At 69.6% G+C, this 16,988-nt stretch carries 17 protein-coding genes, 1 tRNA gene and 1 pseudogene; 2 read left to right on the plus strand and 17 right to left on the minus strand.

The window, feature by feature from the left end; translation table 11 throughout:
* Positions 1-17: 17 nt before the first annotated feature.
* Positions 18-93, plus strand: a tRNA-Arg gene (locus tag K2M58_RS10995).
* A gap of 78 nt (positions 94-171) precedes the next feature.
* Here K2M58_RS10995 and K2M58_RS11000 read toward each other — a convergent pair.
* Positions 172-459 carry a hypothetical protein gene (locus K2M58_RS11000; RefSeq protein WP_220677573.1) on the minus strand — a complete coding sequence of 96 codons (288 nt, stop codon included), beginning with the start codon at positions 457-459 and terminating at the stop codon, positions 172-174.
* A gap of 199 nt (positions 460-658) precedes the next feature.
* Here K2M58_RS11000 and clpP point away from each other — a divergent pair, with 199 nt between their 5' ends.
* The gene (gene clpP / locus K2M58_RS11005) at positions 659-1,264 is read left to right on the plus strand and encodes an ATP-dependent Clp endopeptidase proteolytic subunit ClpP (RefSeq protein ID WP_220677574.1); all 606 of its coding nucleotides are present in this window, start codon (positions 659-661) and stop codon (positions 1,262-1,264) included.
* A 60-nt stretch (positions 1,265-1,324) separates the two neighbouring features.
* On the opposite strand, the gene K2M58_RS11010 is transcribed toward clpP, so the two are convergent.
* From K2M58_RS11010 to lgt, 16 genes and pseudogenes are all read right to left on the minus strand, one after another.
* Complete coding sequence (locus K2M58_RS11010) at positions 1,325-2,593, minus strand: LysM peptidoglycan-binding domain-containing protein (protein WP_220677575.1); 1,269 nt, start codon at positions 2,591-2,593, stop codon at positions 1,325-1,327.
* Between the two features lie 230 nt (positions 2,594-2,823).
* On the minus strand, positions 2,824-3,093 hold the full coding sequence (locus K2M58_RS11015; protein ID WP_220677576.1) for an HPr family phosphocarrier protein: 270 nt from the start codon (positions 3,091-3,093) through the stop codon (positions 2,824-2,826).
* 71 nt (positions 3,094-3,164) lie between these two features.
* Complete coding sequence (gene whiA / locus K2M58_RS11020; protein ID WP_220677577.1) at positions 3,165-4,124, minus strand: DNA-binding protein WhiA; 960 nt, start codon at positions 4,122-4,124, stop codon at positions 3,165-3,167.
* A gap of 18 nt (positions 4,125-4,142) precedes the next feature.
* Complete coding sequence (locus K2M58_RS11025; RefSeq protein WP_220677578.1) at positions 4,143-5,105, minus strand: gluconeogenesis factor YvcK family protein; 963 nt, start codon at positions 5,103-5,105, stop codon at positions 4,143-4,145.
* Between the two features lie 34 nt (positions 5,106-5,139).
* On the minus strand, positions 5,140-6,009 hold the full coding sequence (gene rapZ / locus K2M58_RS11030) for an RNase adapter RapZ (RefSeq protein WP_220678908.1): 870 nt from the start codon (positions 6,007-6,009) through the stop codon (positions 5,140-5,142).
* A 5-nt stretch (positions 6,010-6,014) separates the two neighbouring features.
* Positions 6,015-6,521: an NUDIX domain-containing protein gene (locus K2M58_RS11035; protein ID WP_220677579.1), complete on the minus strand. Its 507-nt coding sequence runs from the start codon at positions 6,519-6,521 to the stop codon at positions 6,015-6,017.
* A 207-nt stretch (positions 6,522-6,728) separates the two neighbouring features.
* Positions 6,729-7,676, minus strand: coding sequence for a thioredoxin-disulfide reductase (gene trxB, locus K2M58_RS11040; RefSeq protein ID WP_220677580.1), 948 nt, complete (start codon positions 7,674-7,676; stop codon positions 6,729-6,731).
* A gap of 278 nt (positions 7,677-7,954) precedes the next feature.
* Positions 7,955-9,109 carry a tetratricopeptide repeat protein gene (locus K2M58_RS11045; RefSeq protein ID WP_220677581.1) on the minus strand — a complete coding sequence of 385 codons (1,155 nt, stop codon included), beginning with the start codon at positions 9,107-9,109 and terminating at the stop codon, positions 7,955-7,957.
* A gap of 224 nt (positions 9,110-9,333) precedes the next feature.
* The gene (locus K2M58_RS11050) at positions 9,334-10,011 is read right to left on the minus strand and encodes an imidazoleglycerol-phosphate dehydratase (protein WP_220677582.1); all 678 of its coding nucleotides are present in this window, start codon (positions 10,009-10,011) and stop codon (positions 9,334-9,336) included.
* A 22-nt stretch (positions 10,012-10,033) separates the two neighbouring features.
* Positions 10,034-11,422 carry a histidinol dehydrogenase gene (gene hisD / locus K2M58_RS11055; protein WP_220677583.1) on the minus strand — a complete coding sequence of 463 codons (1,389 nt, stop codon included), beginning with the start codon at positions 11,420-11,422 and terminating at the stop codon, positions 10,034-10,036.
* Positions 11,419-12,282, minus strand: a complete 864-nt coding sequence (hisI, locus tag K2M58_RS11060) for a phosphoribosyl-AMP cyclohydrolase (protein ID WP_220677584.1) — start codon at positions 12,280-12,282, stop codon at positions 11,419-11,421. The genes hisD and hisI overlap by 4 nt, the downstream gene beginning before the upstream one ends.
* A complete protein-coding gene (locus tag K2M58_RS11065) occupies positions 12,279-13,079 on the minus strand; it encodes an imidazole glycerol phosphate synthase subunit HisF (protein WP_220677585.1) in 801 nt (266 codons plus the stop codon). The genes hisI and K2M58_RS11065 overlap by 4 nt, the downstream gene beginning before the upstream one ends.
* Positions 13,076-13,864, minus strand: coding sequence for a 1-(5-phosphoribosyl)-5-[(5-phosphoribosylamino)methylideneamino]imidazole-4-carboxamide isomerase (gene hisA / locus K2M58_RS11070; RefSeq protein WP_220677586.1), 789 nt, complete (start codon positions 13,862-13,864; stop codon positions 13,076-13,078). The genes K2M58_RS11065 and hisA overlap by 4 nt, the downstream gene beginning before the upstream one ends.
* Positions 13,865-14,050: 186 nt before the next feature.
* Positions 14,051-14,722 (minus strand): annotated as a pseudogene (hisG, locus tag K2M58_RS11075) (ATP phosphoribosyltransferase); the annotation flags it as partial.
* The gene (locus tag K2M58_RS11080; protein WP_220677588.1) at positions 14,712-15,956 is read right to left on the minus strand and encodes an ATP phosphoribosyltransferase regulatory subunit; all 1,245 of its coding nucleotides are present in this window, start codon (positions 15,954-15,956) and stop codon (positions 14,712-14,714) included. The pseudogene hisG and the gene K2M58_RS11080, both read right to left, overlap by 11 nt.
* A 132-nt stretch (positions 15,957-16,088) precedes the next feature.
* Positions 16,089-16,931 carry a prolipoprotein diacylglyceryl transferase gene (lgt, locus tag K2M58_RS11085; protein WP_220677589.1) on the minus strand — a complete coding sequence of 281 codons (843 nt, stop codon included), beginning with the start codon at positions 16,929-16,931 and terminating at the stop codon, positions 16,089-16,091.
* Positions 16,932-16,988: the final 57 nt, after the last annotated feature.

Consider the following 16,988-nt stretch of genomic DNA (forward strand, 5'->3'; position numbering starts at 1 on the left):
ATCTTCGTCACATGGATGCACCCGTAGCTCAGCTGGATAGAGCGTTGGCCTCCGGAGCCAAGTGCGGGGGTTCGAGTCCCTCCGGGTGCGCCATTTTTTTATGCCCTGAGACGATGCCGTGCGGTCGATGCGCCGAGCGATGGAGCCGGCGAAGCCGGACGGCTTTTGTGTTCATTCCCCGTCCGTCCCGGCAAACCAAAGCGTTGACGGTGGCGCCGTCTCCACGGCCCGCAGTCGGTCGAGGTGAACGACGATCAGCCGATCGGCTCCGAGGTTCCCGATCTGGTGCACGACGACCGCCGCCTTTTCGATGCGTTCGACGAGGCGTCCGGTGGCGGCGGCCGGCCGGCCGTCGATGCCGTCGTAGTGGACCGTGACGCGGACACCGGAAGCGATCAGGCGATCGAGGAGCGCCACGTCGGGACGGGCGAACGTTCGGCGGGGTTTGAAATCCAGCATCGCGCTCACCTCTCTCTGTTGGTATGCCGGCTTGATCCGCTCACCAAGGTCTGAAGGCGCTTGAGTTTCCGCAGAAACAGTCCTGTCGATTCGGTTCGACGCCGGGAAAGGGAAATCCTGCCTCATTCCAAAACTTCTGATCTTTCGACATTTCTTTTCCCGGCTTGACACCCTTCGACGGCGCGGGCGGAGGTCGATCATGGTCTACGTTCCGACGGTGATCGAACAGACGAGCCGCGGGGAGCGGGCCTACGATCTGTACTCCCGGCTGCTTCGGGATCGGATCATCTTCCTCGGCACGCCGATCGACGACGAGGTGGCGAACCTCGTCGTGGCCCAGCTCCTCTTTCTCGCGGCGGAAGACCCGAACAAGGACATCGCCCTGTACATCAACAGCCCCGGCGGATCGATCTCCGCGGGGCTGGCGATCTACGACACGATGCAGTTCATCAAGCCCGACGTGGTGACGATCGCCCTCGGGCTGGCGGCGTCGATGGGGGCGTTTTTGCTCGCCGCCGGGACGCCGGGGAAGCGCTACGCCCTGCCGAACGCCGAAATCATGATTCATCAGCCGCTGGGCGGCGTCCGGGGACCGGCGGCGGACATCGCCATCGGCGCCCGGCGGATCTTGAAGCTTCGCGACAAATTAAACCGCATCCTCGCCGAGCGGACCGGCCAGCCCCTCGAGCGGATCGAGCGAGACACCGATCGGGATTTCTTCATGACCGCCGAGGAGGCCCGGGCCTACGGCATCATCGATCACGTCATCGCCTCCCGGAAGGACCTCGGCCTTTCGGAACGCTGACGCTGCCCGAGGCGCGCGCCGCCCGGAGCGGCGTTTTTTTATTCGCAGCGCGCCGGTTTTTTATTTGGGCCACGCCCGAACGGAAAAAGCCTCCCTAAGGAGCGCCCACGCCGCCGGGGCCGGCCGGCCGAGCGCCCAGAAGGAGAGGCCGCGAAGCCGGTAGCGCCGGACGAGGCGGAACTTGGCGGAGAGCGAGCGGACGTCTTCGAACCAGACGAGGTGCGCGCGGCCGGCCGGGTCGCGGTAGCGAAAGACCGGCGCCTCCGCTCGCTCGTCGTACGCCACCTCGGCGCCGGCGGTGCAGGCGAGGCGTAAGGCGTCGCCGAGGCCAAGGGCCCGGGCGCGGGTCCGCCCCTGAACGGCCGGAAGCGCCCAGTCGTAGCCGAAAAGCGGCGCGCCGAGAAGGAGCTTTTTCCGCGGCAGCACCCGCACGGCTTCCGCGACGGCCGCTTCCAATTCCGGAAGCGGGGCGATCGGCTGGGGCGGGCCGTCGGCGTGAGCCCAGGCGTCTGTTTTCAGGGTGACGGTGTGGACGAGGGCGCCGATCGTCCGGTAGGCCTCCGCCGGATCGCCGGGCTGCGGCGGCGGAAGAGCGACGGAGACGACGAGCCCCGCCCGGCCGAGGCGAAGCACTGCCCCTTTGAGCCAGGCGGCGAGCCGCCGGAAATCGTCCGGCGCGAGGCCTTCGAAATCGAACTGCACGCCGCGGTAGCCCCGCTCCCGGGCGACGGCGACGAGCTGCCGGGCCAGCGCCTCCTGCCACGCCGGGTCCCGCCAGAACGCCCGGACGATCTCCGGTCGGAAGGAACCGCCTTCGATCGGCGCGACGACGAGGACGGGCGCCGCCGGCGTCCCCTCCAGGGCGTCCCGAACCGCCTTGTCGGCCGGGAGGACGAGGCCGCCGGCCGCGGTCATCTGGGCGTAAAATACGTTCACCGCCGTCAGAGTCGGCGCCGCTTCCTGAACGACGGCCCGGTCCCGCTCCGGCCGATCGCCCCGCGGCTCGAGGTAGGCATGGGCCTCGATGACCGGCGGGGGAACCTCCGGCACCCCAAGGCGCATCCCGGGGACGAGCGCCGCCGCATGGGCGAGGCGGTTTTTCGCCACCCACGCGTCCGGCGGAATGCCGGTCCGCTCGGCGATCGACGCGAGCGTGTCGCCGGGCCGGACGATGATCGTCGCCGGCCCGGGCACGAGGAGGGCCTGCCCGACGGCGAGGCATGCCGGCGCTTCTAGGCCGTTTTGCGCCATGAGCGCCGGCACGGTCGTGCCGTAGAGGCGGGCGAACGCAGGAAGGGAATCTCCCCGACGAACGACGACGATCTGCACGCGCTTTCGCCCCTTTGCCGAGACGTTCGCTCTTTCCTATGCGGCGGGGCGGTGCGGCGTTCCCGGGCGCAAGCCCTCCCTCACGGGCACCAACACATAAAACCGCCCGGGCTTTCGCCCGGGCGGAGCCCCGCCGGCCGTCGGGCGTCCGCCTGCCGGTGCGGACCCCCGACGAAGCCGCCGGAGAGCGCTGCCAATGGCCTCCGTTTCCTGAACCGCCAAAACCACGCTCAGGCAAAGGTGAGATTTTCTTCGGCGACGAAGGCGGAAAGCCGCTTGAGCGCCTCGTCGGCGTCCGGGCCTTCGGCCTTGAGGACGATCTCCGTCCCCGGCGCGATGGCGAGGCTCATGACGCCCATGATGCTTTTGGCGCTCACGCGCTTGTCGCCTTTTTCCAGCCAGATCTCCGCCTGAAAGCGGTTCGCTTCCTGGACGAACATCGCCGCCGGCCGCGCCTGCAGGCCGGTTTTCAGATTGACGCGCACCCGTCTCTCCAGCACCGCCCCCGCCTCCTTCTGCCCCGCGGGATGCGCTCGTTGACCTCAGCGAAGGGAATGATGGTTTTATTATATCACATCGGACGCCGTGTCGACTGAATCTTCATGGCGATTTCATGGATTTTCCGCAAGCGGTGGTTGATGCCCGATTTGCTGACCGGCCCGCCGGGGAGGAGTTCGCCGAGCTCCTTCAAATTGGCCTCCGGGTGCCGGAGGCGCGCCTCGGCGACCTCCCGGAGCTTCGGCGGCAGCGACTCGAGGCCGATCGTCTCCTGGATCAGGGTGATGTCCCGCACCTGGGCCATCGCCGCCCGGACCGCCTTGTTCAGGTTGGCCGTCTCGGCGTTCACCAGGCGGTTGATCGTGTTCCGCATGTCCTTCATGATGCGGACGTCTTCAAAGCGAAAGAGCGAATTGTGGGCGCCGATCAAGCTCAAAAACTCGGTGATCTGGTCGCCTTCTTTGAGGTACAGGATCGTTCCCTTCGGCCGAACGAGTCGACGGGGGAAAAGGCCGAAGTGGCGGAAGAGCGCCTCCAGCCGGTCGGCGTGGTCGCCGTCGCCGGCGGTGAGCTCGAGATGGTAGGAGTGGGCCGACGGCGCGTTGACCGACCCCCGGGCGAGAAAGGCCGCCCGGAGGTAGCTCCGCTTGCAGCATGTTTTTTTCGTCACCTCCTCCGTCGGGGCACCGACGAAGGCGCCGGCGACGGAATCGAGCCGGAGGCCGAGGCGCTCCGCGACCGCCTCCGGCGGGAGCGGCAGCCGGATGACATACGTGTTGTTTTTCCGGAGGCGCCGATTTTTCCGTACGATGACCCGGCCGGGGGCGCCGAGGACGTCCCGGACGTGGACGTAGATCCGCCGCGCGATGGCGGCATTTTCCGTCGCGATCTCGATCGCCGGCCGGCCGGCGTCTTCATCGTCGACGATGCGGCCGTTCAGGCGGGCGAGCGCGGAAAGCTCCGCCCGCCGGCAGCAGGCCGGGAGATCCTGAATGCGGGTGAGCTCATTTTTCGCCTCCCGGGCAAACGACACGACGACGCCCCCTTTCGTCTAAAAGAGGGCCGAAAGGAGCCGCTCGCCGACCTTGACGGCGTCGTGCCGGATGAGGCCCGTCTTCGGGTCGGCGAGGACGAAATCGTCTTCGATCAGGCGGTACCCTCGGGCGCGGAGCACCTCCCGATCGACCCGGACCGCCTCCTGACCTCCCTCCCGGTAGCGCCTTGCGAGCGGCTCGGGGATGGGGCCGGTGTTGACGACGAGGACGTCGAACAGCTTCGGCGCGCTGTGGGCCTCGACGGCGGCGACGTGGTCGAGGGCGGTGTAGCCGTCGGTCTCGCCGGGTTGGGTCATGAGGTTGACGATGAACGCCTTGGGGGCTCGGCTTTCGGCGATCGCCTGGACGAGGCCCGGCACGAGGAGGTTCGGGATGAGGCTCGTGTACAGGCTCCCCGGCCCGAGAAGGATGAGCTCGGCCTCCCGGATCGCCTGAAGCGCCTCCGGAAGGGGAGCCGCATCGGGCGGGTCGATCATCACCCGCCGGATCGGCCGTCCGGCTTTCGGGATGTTCGACTCCCCCTCGACGACGGTGCCGTCGGCGAGCTCCGCCTTGAGGCGAAGGGGGGCGTTGGCCGCCGGCAGGACGACGCCCCGGACGGCGAGGACGCGGGAGAGCGCCCGCACCGCCTGGGCGAAATCGCCGGTGATGTCGCTCATGGCGGCGATGAGGAGGTTGCCGAGCGCGTGCCCCGACAGGGCGCCGTTCGTGCGGAAGCGATACTGCATGAGTGCGGAAAGGAGCGATTCTTTTTCCGCCAGCGCGACGAGGACGTTCCGGATGTCCCCCGGCGCCGGGATGTCCATCTCCGCCCGAAGCCGCCCCGTGCTCCCGCCGTCGTCGGCGACGGTGACGATGGCCGTGATCGCAAACGGACCGGCCTTCAGGCCCCGAAGAAGGCTGGATAGCCCCGTCCCGCCGCCGATGGCGACGACGCGGCGCTTTGGCGCATGCCCCATGGCTCTCCCTCTTTTCTCCCCGGATGGTTTTTCTTTATGCGTCTTCGCCGCTCCGGCGCCCCCGGTCGACGTCCCGGTGGATGATCTTCGTCGGCCAGCGGTCGGCGAAGTGCCGGGCGATCGCCTCGGCGACGGCGACGGAACGGTGCCGGCCGCCGGTGCAGCCGACGGCGACGACGAGTTCCGCTTTCCCTTCCCGTTCGTACTGAGGCAGGACGAACTCGAGGAAGTCGATCAGCCGGTTCATCAGCTGGCCGGTCTCCGGGCGGTCGAGGACGTAGGCGGCGACGTCCGGATCCGTCCCCGGCTTGGGCCTAAGCTCCGGCACGTAGTGGGGATTGGGGAGAAAGCGGACGTCGAAGACGAGGTCGGCATCCGGCGGCGGACCGTATTTGAAGCCGAACGAAACGAGATGAAGCCGCATCTTCGCCCCGCCGGCCGCCGGGGCGAACCGCCGGGCGAGCAGGGCCCGGAGGTCTTCCGGGCGCATCTCGGACGTGTCGATCACCTGATCCGCCCGCCGGCGGACGTCCGCCAGCATCGCCCGCTCCCGGGCGATGCCCTCGCCGACCGGTCGATCCGGAGCGAGGGGGTGAGGCTTTCGGGCCGCCTTGTACCGGGCGATGAGGACGTCGTCCCGCGCCTCGAGGAAGACGAGCGTGTAGCCGATCTCCCGCTCGTCGAGCGTTTCCAAAGCGCTCAGGAGGTCGTCAAAAAAGGGGCCGCCCCGGAGGTCGACGACGACCGCCGCGTTCGGCGCCGCGGCCGACTGCCGGATGAGTTCGGCGAATTTTTCCAAAAGGACTGGCGGCAGGTTGTCGACACAAAAAAAACCGAGTTCCTCGAGGCTTTTCAAAGCGACGGTCTTCCCGGCACCGCTCATGCCGGTGATGAGAAGGAGCATCGCCCTCACCTCGGCCGGACGCCGTCCGCGTCGGCTGCGCGGGCTTCGGTCGGATCAAACGCATAGGCGAGCAGCGCTTCGTCGGGCGTGTAGACGAACCGGCCTGTGAGGGGCAGACGACCGGCGGGGTCGAAGACGAGGCGGGAGAGAACGATCCGGTCGCCGGCCGGCATCGGCAGCCGGTCCAGGGCCGTGATCGGTTGCCACGCGAGGACGCCTTCCGCCGCCTCGTCCTTGAGCGTTCCGGACCAGCCGTCGGCGACGAAGGTAAAGAGCATCCACTCGTCCTGAAGCTCCCCGTCCGCCTGAACGTCGATGACGAAGGCGCCCCGGAGGTGGGCGGACGTCAGAACGAGCCCCGTCTCCTCCTCCACCTCCCGGCGGACGGCTTCGCCGAGGCTTTCCGCCGGCTCGACCTTGCCGCCCGGGATGTACCAGTATCCGCGGCGGGGTTTTTGCAGCATCAAAAGCCGATTCCCGTCGGTGATGAGGCAGTTGACGACCCGCCGCACCGTCCTCCCTCCCTCCGAACGCCCTAAGCATAGCACGGCCCCGGTTCGGGGGCAACCGGGGCGCGAACCGGTTCCGAAGACCACGGTTCCCAAGACAAAAAAAGCGCCGCAGGGGGACGCCCGCGGCTAGGCAGGGGATTTATCTTAAAGGGGGTCACTACGCCTCCCATTATAGGCGTCCTTTGTTTCAGGTCCGTTACGGTGACATTAAGATTTGTTAACAATCGCCGCGTCGTGAAGCGACTCGAGATACTGTTGCGCCGCCTGGGCGGCGATGGCGCCGTCCGCGGTGGCGGTCACGATCTGCCGGAGCTTTTTCTCCCGGACGTCGCCGGCGGCAAAGACGCCGGGGATCTTCGTCCGCATCTCTTCGTCGGTGACGATGTAGCCGGCCTCGTTCGTGATGCCGAGGGATCGAAACGGCTCGCTCAGCGGATCGAGGCCGACGTAGATGAAGACGCCGTCGATCGGCATCGTCGTCGTCTCGCCGGTGACGACGTTTTTCAGGACGACCCCTTCGACGCGCTTCTCCCCGAGAATTTCAACGACGACGTGGTTCCAGATGACGTCCGTCTTTTCATTGGCGAAAAACCGATCCTGAAGGATCTTCTGGGCCCGGAATTTGTCCCGCCGGTGGACGACGGTCACCTTCTTCGCAAAGCGGGTGAGATACGTCCCTTCCTCGAGCGCCGAGTCGCCGCCGCCGACGACGATCAGGTTTTTATCCTTGAAAAACGCTCCATCGCACACCGCGCACCAGGAAATGCCCCGGCCGGCGAGCCGGTCCTCCCCCGGAACGCCGAGACGCCGCGGCGTGGCGCCGGTGGCGATGATCACCGCCCGGGCGCGGTACGTCTCGTCGTGCGTCCGGACGATCTTCACGTCGCCGTCCGGCTCGAGGCCGGTCACCTCGCCGTAGACGTACTCGGCGCCGAACTTCTGGGCGTGTTCGAACATCTTGGTGGCGAGATCCGGCCCGAGGATGTTCTCGTAGCCCGGATAGTTTTCCACGTCGGCGGTGTCGTTCATCTGCCCGCCGGGCACCCCCCGTTCGATGAGCAGCGTCGACAGGTTGGCCCGCGCGGCGTAGACGGCGGCGGTCATTCCGGCCGGACCGGCGCCGAGGATGGCGACGTCGTAGAGGCGGTCGTTCATCGGCTTTTTCCCTCCTTTGCGGCTCCCTTGCGGCCGGGCCAGGCCGCGGCGGAGCCGGCCGGCTAGATCGATAAGTATCGATTTGGCTACGCCATCATCATACCCCATCGCCTTCGGTTTGTAAAGCCAAACCGATCCCGGACCGCCGTACCGGGAAACCACCGTCGGTCGGGCCCCTTACCGGAAGGCCCCGTTCCGGGGAGGGCGCTTTTCCCGACCGCTTTTCGGAAAAGCCGCTTCTTTCGCTCACCCCGCCCGTCCCCGTTCAAAGACCGCCGTCACCGCTCGAAGACCGCTTCATCCGGCGGGTAGCGGTACGAAAGCCGCTTCCGGTGCCGGCCGGGCGCCTTCGAGGCCTCCGCGCCGGGCGATCCGCCCGGTCCGCTCAGAGCCCCCTGACGGGCCGGCGCTGCCTTGCGGGCCCGTCGCTCGGCCCGGTCGAGATAGCGGAGCATCGCCGCCCCGACCCAGCCGCCTTCCGTCCGGCCGGCGAGGAGGCGCCAGAAGCGCCGGGCCTCCTCCCACCGGCCGGTGTTGTACGCGGCGACGGCGAGGTAATGAAGCACGCCCGGGTGAACTTCGTCCGGCGCCCGCCGGAAGAGACCATGAAGGAGCGCATACGCCCGATCGTCTTCGCCTAGGATGCCCAAGGCCAGGCCGAGGCGATACCGGACGTCGAGGGAAAGGGGCAGGATCGTCCGCAGCCGGCGGGCAAAACGCCGGGCCTCCCGGCGCCGTCCCTGTTCATGCAAAAAGATGGCGTAATCGGCCATGAGCTCGACGTCGTCCGGAAAGCGCTGGAGGGCTTCCTGAAACGTCGCTTCCGCCGACTCGACGAAATCCAGCCGGCGGTAACACTGGACGAGGCGGCGCCACGCCGGCCGGACGTCCGGCGCCGACTCGAGAAGCGCCCGAAACGCCGCCGCCGCCTGAAGGTAGCGCTCCGCCTCGTAGTGAAGCACCGCCCGCTCCAGCGCCGGGATGTGCTCTCGAGGCGTATTTTCGTGGATCGTGCGCCGGATTTCCGATTCGAGATAAGCTCGGAATCCCTGCAGATCGCCGTCCGGCTCAAACGGTGAGCGGGAAAGGGCCGCCTCCATCCGGTCGAGGGCGAGACGGGCATGCAGAAAATCACCGTAGTTGACGAAATTCTGCGCCAAGAGGTAATACGCCCGCGCCGGGAGGGCCCGAATCGACGCGGCGTACGGCGGTGGAAAGGTGAGCCCCTGCCGGCCGAGGGCGCCGAGGATGAGGCGGAGCGAGGCGTCGTGCAGCCCGTATTCCGTAAAGAGCGCCGCCGCTTCGACCAGGGCATCGAGGGTGCCGGCATCCTCGAGCAGCGCCTCGGCCAAGCCGGCGGCCGCCGGCGCATCGCCGGCCAGAAGCGCCTGCCGGATCGCCCGCAAGGCGTCCGGCGCCGGCCGTTCCCCCACCGGGCATCCTCCCTTCCGTTCCCACGTTCGGAGCGTTCAAGCTCCCGTTTCAGTGTACCACACGGCGTCGGAGGTGGCGAGGGCCCGTCCGCCGGCGGCCGGAACCGGACGCGGCGAAAGGCGCCGGGCACTCCCCGACGGACGATGGACCCGAGCTCGGCGAGGCCGCCGGCCCGCCGCATGTCCGAAGGCGCCGGCATTCCTGAACGCCGGATCCGCCGCGATCAGCCTTCGCCGGGCCGCTCTCCGCCTTCCGGCGCCTCCTCCACCGTCACTTCCCAGCCGATGGCGCCGGCGACGCCGGCGAACAGGCCGGCCCGTTCCGGCCGCCGGGCGAGGGCGGACGCGAGCGCCTGGCCGAAGGCGCGAAATGCCGCCTCCCACAGGTGGTGCCCGTGCCGCGGCCGGCCTTTCAACAGATCGAGGTGCACCGTCGCCAGCGCCCCCTGCACGAACCCCTCAAAAAAGGCGATCAGATCTTCGCTCCGGACCCCTTCCGTCGCCTCCGGGAGCGTCACCGCCCCGGCGTCGAAGAAAAAGCCCGCCCGGGACTCGAAGCTCACGACCGCCCGCGCGAGCGCCTCGTCGATCGCCCCGTAGGCAAATCCGTAGCCGGAAAGCCCCCGCCCCTGATGCCGCTCGACGTACGTCCGGATCGCCCGGCCGAGGGCGATGCCGACGTCTTCTGTGACGACATGGGCGAGGAAAAACCCGTCGAGCCGGACCTCCACCGAAAGGTCGAGCTCGCCGCGCCAGGCGATGTGCTCGAGCATGTGGTTAAAAAACGGAAGCGGCGTCTTCAGCCGCGCCTTGACTTCCGGCGACGGCGGTCGGAACGCGACGGCGACGTCGATCGCCGACTCCCGGGTCGTCCGCCGGACGCGAATCGTCTCTCCCTCCACCGCCGATCTCCTTCCTATCCGCTTATCCGCGCCGATTCCCGTCGGCCGCCCCTTCCTCCTCCACCGGGCCGACCGCCGGTTCCCCCGGCCGAGCCGCTCCGGTCGCCTCTTCGTCCTCGAGGGCCAGGGCGTGGGCCGGAAACCCTTCCACTTCCGCCAGCAGGCGGGCGTAAGGCCGAAGCCGCCGGTAGCCGGCTTCCGTCGCCCACGCGAGGGATGTCCGTTTCAAAAAGTCCCACACCGACACGGCAGATGTCGTCTTCGCGTGGCCACCGGTCGGGAGGATGGCGTTCGTGCCGACGACGAAGTTCCCGAGGGCGATCGGCGTCCACGGGCCGAGCAAAATTTCGCCGGCGTGCTCCAAACGCCAGAGAAGGGCGTGCGGATCCCGGACGTGAAGCACGAGGTGTTCCGGCGCATAGTCGTTCACGAAGGCGATCGCCTCGTCCATCGACCGGGCGATCACCCCGCCGCCGTACGTCCGAAAGACCGCCTCGGCAAACCGCCGCCGCCCCTCCGGAAGCCGCCCCAGAAGGCGCCGAAGGGCCGCCTCGGCGGCCTCTAAAAGCGCCCCGTCGTCCGTCACGAGGAGCGCCGCCGAATCCGGGCCGTGCTCCGCCTCGTTCAGCCAGTCCCGGGCCACCCGCTCCGGGTCCGCCGACCCGTCGGCGAGGACGATCGCTTCCGACGGGCCGGCCAAAATCCCGATGTCGATCGTCCCGACGAGGAGCCGTTTGGCCGCCGTCACGTAGGCGTTTCCCGGCCCGATCACTTTATGCATCTTCGGCACGGTCTCCGTGCCGAAGGCGACGGCGGCGATCGCCTGGGCGCCGCCGACGGTGTAGACGGCGTCGACCCCGGCGTGATCGGCCGCGAGGACGACCGCCGGATCGAGGCCGCCGCCCGGCGCCGGCGGCGTGAGGACGATCCGCCGCGGCACGCCGGCCACCCGCGCCGGCACCGCCAGCATCAGGAGCACCGACGGAAACGACCCTTTCCCCCGGGGGACGTACACGGCGACGTCGGGGATCGGCGTCACCCGTTCGCCGGCAAACACCCCCGGCGACACTTCCGTCCACCACACGGGCTTCGGGAGCTGCGCCCGATGGAACGCTTCGATCTGCCGGGCGGCGACGCGGATCGCCTCGTCGAGGGCCGGGTGCACCCGCCGGAGCGCCTCCGCCCGCTCGGCGATCTCCGCCCGGTCGAGCTTCATCGCCGCCGGCGTAAGCCGCACCCCGTCGAACCGCTCCGTCAGCTCGATGAGCGCCGCATCGCCCCGTTCCCGGACGGCGTCCAAGATCGCCCGGGCCGCCTCGAGTTCCCGGTGGATCTCCCGTTCGCTCCGGCGAAGCAGCCGGCGCCGCGCGTCCGGGGAAAGCGTTGCCAGTTCAAATCGCTGAACGATCATCGCCCGTCCTCCTTCGACGGTCGCCTCGACCGGCCGGCGCTCCGAGGCACGAAGGCGTCCGCGGCGGGGCGAGCCCGAGCCTCGAGCACGGCGGCCACCGCCGCCGGCGAAAGCCCCGTTTCGGCGAACAGGACGGCAAGGTGGTACAGAAGATCCGCCACCTCTTCCGTCAGCGCTTCCGGGCGACCGTCCTTCGCCGCAAGGAGCACTTCCGCCGCCTCTTCGGCCAGTTTTTTTAAAATCTTATCCCGACCCTGCGCCAGCAGGTAGGCCGTGTACGACGCCTCCGGCGAGGCATGCCGCCGCGCCTCGATCCGCGCCGAAAGGGCCCCGAGCGCCCGGCCGAGGGCGCCGTATCCGTCCGCCGAAAGCGCGCCGGCCGCCACGGTTCGGGCTGCTCGATCCGTTGCCGGATGGGCCCAAGCTTTGGCGTCGACTGCCGCCACCGGCTCCGCCGCCGCTTTGCCTTCGGCCTTCCTCTCTGCCTCCGCCCTCTCCTCCAAACCCCCGGCCGGGGCGAGGCGCCCGTCCGGCGTCCGGGCGGCCAGCGGCCGGTGAAAGCACGTCGGCGCGCCGGTGTGGCACGCCGGGCCGTGGGGGATGACCGAGACGAGGAGCGCATCGCCGTCGCAGTCGAGCTTAAGGTCGACGACCGTCTGCCGGTGGCCGGAAGTCGCCCCTTTGTGCCAGAGGGCCTGGCGGGACCGGCTGTACAGCCACGTCTCCCCCGTCTCGAGCGTCTTTTTGAGCGCCGCCTCATTCATGTAGGCGAGGGTGAGCACGTCTTTCGTGCGGGCGTCGACGAGGACGGCCGGGATGAGGCCGTCAGGACCGAACCGGACGTCGTCGGGACGGATCATGACGTCCCGCCCTCCGGCGCGCCGGCCGCCGGCGCCGGACGGACGGCGATGCCGGCGTCTCCGAGCGCCGCCTTGAGCGCCGGCAGGGCGATCTCCCCCCGGTGAAAGACCGAGGCGGCGAGGGCCGCCCGGGCCGGCGTCTCCCGAAACACGGCCACGAAATGCTCGATCGCGCCGGCGCCGCCGGAGGCGATCACCGGAAGCCCCGACGCCTCGGCGACCGCTCGGATGAGGGGAAGATCGAACCCCGCCTTCGTCCCGTCGGCGTCGACGCTCGTCAGGAGCACCCACCCGGCGCCCCGGCAGGCCCACTCCGCCGCGAGCGCCGTCGCCGGCCGGTCCGTCCGCCTTCGGCCGCCGTGGGTGACGGCGACCCACGTCCCTCGTCCGGCGTCCCACGCCGCGTCCAGGGCGACGACGACCGCCTCGGCGCCGATCTCCTCCGCCGCCGCTTCGACGACTTCCGGCCGTTCGACAGCCGCCGTCCCGATCGAGACGAAGTCGGCCCCGGCCGCCCGGATCCGCCGGACGTCCGCCCGATCCCGGATGCCGCCGCCGACGATGAGCGGCACCGAAAGCGCCGCCCGCACCGCCCGGACGACGTCGACGAACGTCTCCCTCCCCTCGACCGTCGCCGTAATGTCGAGAAGCGCCACCGCATCGGCCCCTTCCCGGTCGTAGCGCCGGGCAAGCGCCACCGGATCGCCGACGTCGACCATCCCCTGAAAGGCGACGCCCTTGACCACCCGGCCGTCCCGGACGTCCAGGCACGGGATGATCCATCTCGCTTCGCTCATCGGCCGTCCTCCTCTTCTCCCGAATCTTCCCCGACGGCCGGATCCGCCTCGGCGGCGGCCTGAAGGGCCGCGGCGAGGTCCAGCGTCCCGGCGTACAGGGCCTTGCCGATGACGGCCCCGACGACCCCGTCGCGCAAGCGGGCCGAAAGGCGCCGGACGTCGTCGACGCTCCGAACGCCGCCGGAAGCGATCACCCGAAGCCCGCTCGCCCGGGCGAGGGAGGCCATCCGGTCGGCATCGACGCCGGCCAGCGTCCCGTCCCGACGGATGTCGGTCACGATCACCGTCCGGACGCCGGCGGCGGCGATCCTCCGCAGCACGTCTTCCGCCGCGGCGTCCTTCGTCTCGGCCCAGCCCCGGACCGCCACTCGATTCTCCCGAAGATCGACCCCGACGGCCACCGCCTCGCCGGCCTCCCGAACGGCGGTCGCCAGCACGTCCGGCGCCTCGATCGCCGCCGTCCCGACGATGACCCGGGCGACGCCGAGGGCGAGGACGCGCCGGATGTCTTCGAGCGTCCGGAGCCCTCCGCCGACCTGCACCCGAACGCCGCGGGCGGCGGCCCGGCGGACGATGGCGGCAATCGGCCCGACGTTCACCGGCCGGCCGCTTCGCGCTCCGTCGAGATCGACGACGTGAAGCCACCGGGCGCCCCGGGCGATGAATGCCTCGGCCGCCGCCTCCGGGGCGCCGTAGACCGTCTTTTGCTCAAAATCCCCCTGCACGAGGCGGACCGCCTGACCGCCCAGGATGTCCACCGCCGGGTAAAGCTCGAACGTCACCATCGGCTTCCTCCCTCACCGGCTGAACGGCCGCCCGAGAACCGCTCCGTCGCCGGCCGACTCCGGCCGGACGCCCGCACCGTCGGCGTCCCCTCGTCGGGCGCCGTCCCCGGCGAAATCCGGCCGGACAGCCGGCCCCCCGCGTTCGTCCGCCGGCGACGCGGCCGGCGCCCCGCCCCCGGCCGTCCCGCCCGCCGAGCTGACGACCGCCGCCAGGGCCGCCTGAAAACGGCCGACGGCGTCCGCCTTCAGGCGGAGGCTCGCCCGGTTCGCGATCAGCCGGCTCGTGATCGGCGCGATCACCTCGAACTCCCGGAGGCCGTTTTCCCGGAGCGTCCGCCCGGTCGAGACGATGTCGACGATCCGCTCGGCGAGGCCGAGGAGCGGCGCGAGCTCGATCGACCCCGACAGGGCGATGATCTCGACCTGCTCGCCCCGGGCGGCAAAAAACCGCCGCGCCGTCCGCGGATACTTCGTCGCCACCCGGGGCATCGACCGGGTCGGGGGCAGAGGGGCGCCGAGGCCGGCGACCGAAAGCCGACAAGCCCCGATGCCGAGATCGAGCAGTTCGTACACATCCCGCTCCAGTTCCAGGAGGACGTCCTTGCCGACGATGCCGAGATCGGCGGCGCCGTCTTCGACGTAGATCGGCACGTCCACCGGTTTGGCCAGGATGAACTGAAGCGGCGCGCCGACCGCCCCGGACGCCGCCCGGCCAACGTCGATGATGAGCCGCCGGGAGTCTTCCCCCTCCGGCGGCACGCCGATCTTCGCCGCCCGAAGCAATTGAAGCGCCTCCCCGAGCACCCGCCCCTTCGGCAGCACGATCCGAAGCCCGTCCCACCGCTCGCTAGCGCCCATCGCCCGCCCCTCCTTCTCCGGTCCGGGCGCCGCCTGCCCGGTGTCCGGCGCCGCCTTCGCCGGTCGCGCCGGACGCACCGCCCGCATCGCCGACCCGATCCTCCCTTTCCTCCACCAGCTCCACCGTCTCTCCGGCGGCGACCCGACGACGGGCCTCTTCGAACGCCTGCCGCCGATTCCCTTTCTGAATTCGGATCGCCGTCCGCGGCCGGGACGGAAGCGGCACCTCGACGATGGCGAGGGTCCGCTCGAGGTCGAGGGCAAAGCCCGTCGCCGGCGCCTCCCGGCCGAAGCGGCCGAGGAGGTGGTCGTACCGGCCGCCCCGGACGAGGGGCGCGCCGGCGCCCCGGCCGTAGCCTTCGAACACGATGCCGGTGTAGTATTCGAGATCCGGCACAAACGCCGGATCGGCGAGCCACCGGACGTCGGGAAACAGGGACGCCGCATCGGCCAGAAGGTCGAGGAGCGCCGAAAGCCGCTCCTCGACCGCCCGGGCCGCGTCGACCGCCGCCGCGTCGCCGGACGCTCGGGTGAGCGCCCGAAGCGACCGGCCGAGCGCATCGGCCCGCTCCGGCTGAAGCGGGCCGATGAGCGCCGCGAGCGCCGCCCCGACGTCGCCGCCGATCCGACCGGCGACGGAAGAAAAGGCGGCGAAATCCCGCCGGAGAAGCGCCGTCTCGAGGGCCGACCGCTCCGCCTCCTTAAGCCGGAGCGCCGCGAACACGAGCGGCACGAGCGCCGCATCGCCGACGACGAACGCCGGCTCCGGAACGCCGGCGGCGATGAGCGCCTCCGCCGCGACGACGAGCGCTTCCAGATCGCCGGCTCCCGGCCCGACGCCGATGAGCTCCACCCCGACCTGCCAGCGCTCTGCCTGACCTTCCTCTCCCGCCTGCGGCAAGCGGAAGACCGGTTCGGCGTACGACAGCCGCAGAGGAAGGGGCGTCGACCGGAGGGTCGAGGCCGCCAGCCGGGCGATCGGCGTCGTCATGTCCGGCCGGAGGACGACGAGGCGCCCTTCGGCATCAAACAAAGGAAACATCTTTGCCGGCGCCACCCGGGCGTAGCGGCCGATCGTCGCCTGGAACTCCAGCGCCGGCGTCGACACCCGCCGGTACCCGTAGCGGGCGAACAGCTCCAGCCACCGCGCCGTCAAAGCCTCCATCCGCGCCATCAGCGCCGGCGGCCGGTCGTGGAACCCGAGGGGTTTTTCGAACGCATAGGCGCCGTCCATTTTTTCACCATACTTTATACTGATAATATGGTAGCAGACTAAAGGATGCTCTCATTGTAAGGGACGGGGCGGGAAAAGTCAAACGCCGGAAGGGCTTTCATCCGGAGAACCCAAAACAAACCCGCCGGCGTCTCAGAGGACGTCCGGCGGGGCCGGGCGGTCCGGCGGGGCGTCGTACCGCGTCGCATCGGGCTGCCGGCGGCGAAAGACGATGACCGCCACGCCGAGGGCGATGAGGAGGAGGCCCATCACCTGGGCCATGCGGATCGTCGGCGTGAGCATCAGCGAATCGGTTCGCATCCCTTCGATATACGTTCGACCGACGGAATACCAGATGGCGTACAGCGCGATGAGTTCGCCCCGGAGAAGCGAAAGCCGGCGGCGGACGGTGATGAGCAGGAGGAAGCCGAGAAAATCCCAGATCGACTCGTACAGAAACGTCGGGTGATAGTACGTCCCGCCGATGTTCATCTGCTCGATGATCCAGTTCGGCAGGTGGAGCGATTCGAGAAATGCCCGGGAGACGGGACCGCCGTGGGCTTCCTGGTTCATGAAGTTCCCCCAGCGGCCGATCGCCTGGCCGATGATCAGGCTCGGCGCCGCGACGTCGAGGAGCCACCAGACGGACACCCGCCGCCGGCGGGCGTAAAAGAGCGCCACGAGCCCGCTGCCGATGAGGGCGCCGTGGATCGCGAGCCCCCCTTTCCAGACGGCGACGATGTCTTCCGGGTGGGCGGCGTAGTACGGCCACTGAAAGAGGACGTAATACGCCCGGGCGAAGACGATCGCCACCGGCACGCCGAGGAGAAGGAGGTCGTAAAAAAAGTCTTCGGCGACGCCGAAGCGGCGGCCTTCCCGGACCGCGACGAAGAGCCCGACGAGGGCGCCGGTGCCGATCAGAATGCCGTACCAGTGCACCGCGAGGGGCCCGAGGCGAAACGCGATCGGATCGAACGGTGCGCCGGACAGAATCATCCCGTCCCTCCTGTTCGCGCCTCGGCCACGGCCGAGGCGCCGGTCTGCCCTCGCTTT

This window comes from Hydrogenibacillus sp. N12 (assembly GCF_019645935.1).
Classification (GTDB): Bacteria; Bacillota; Bacilli; order Thermicanales; family DSM-22653; genus Hydrogenibacillus; species Hydrogenibacillus schlegelii.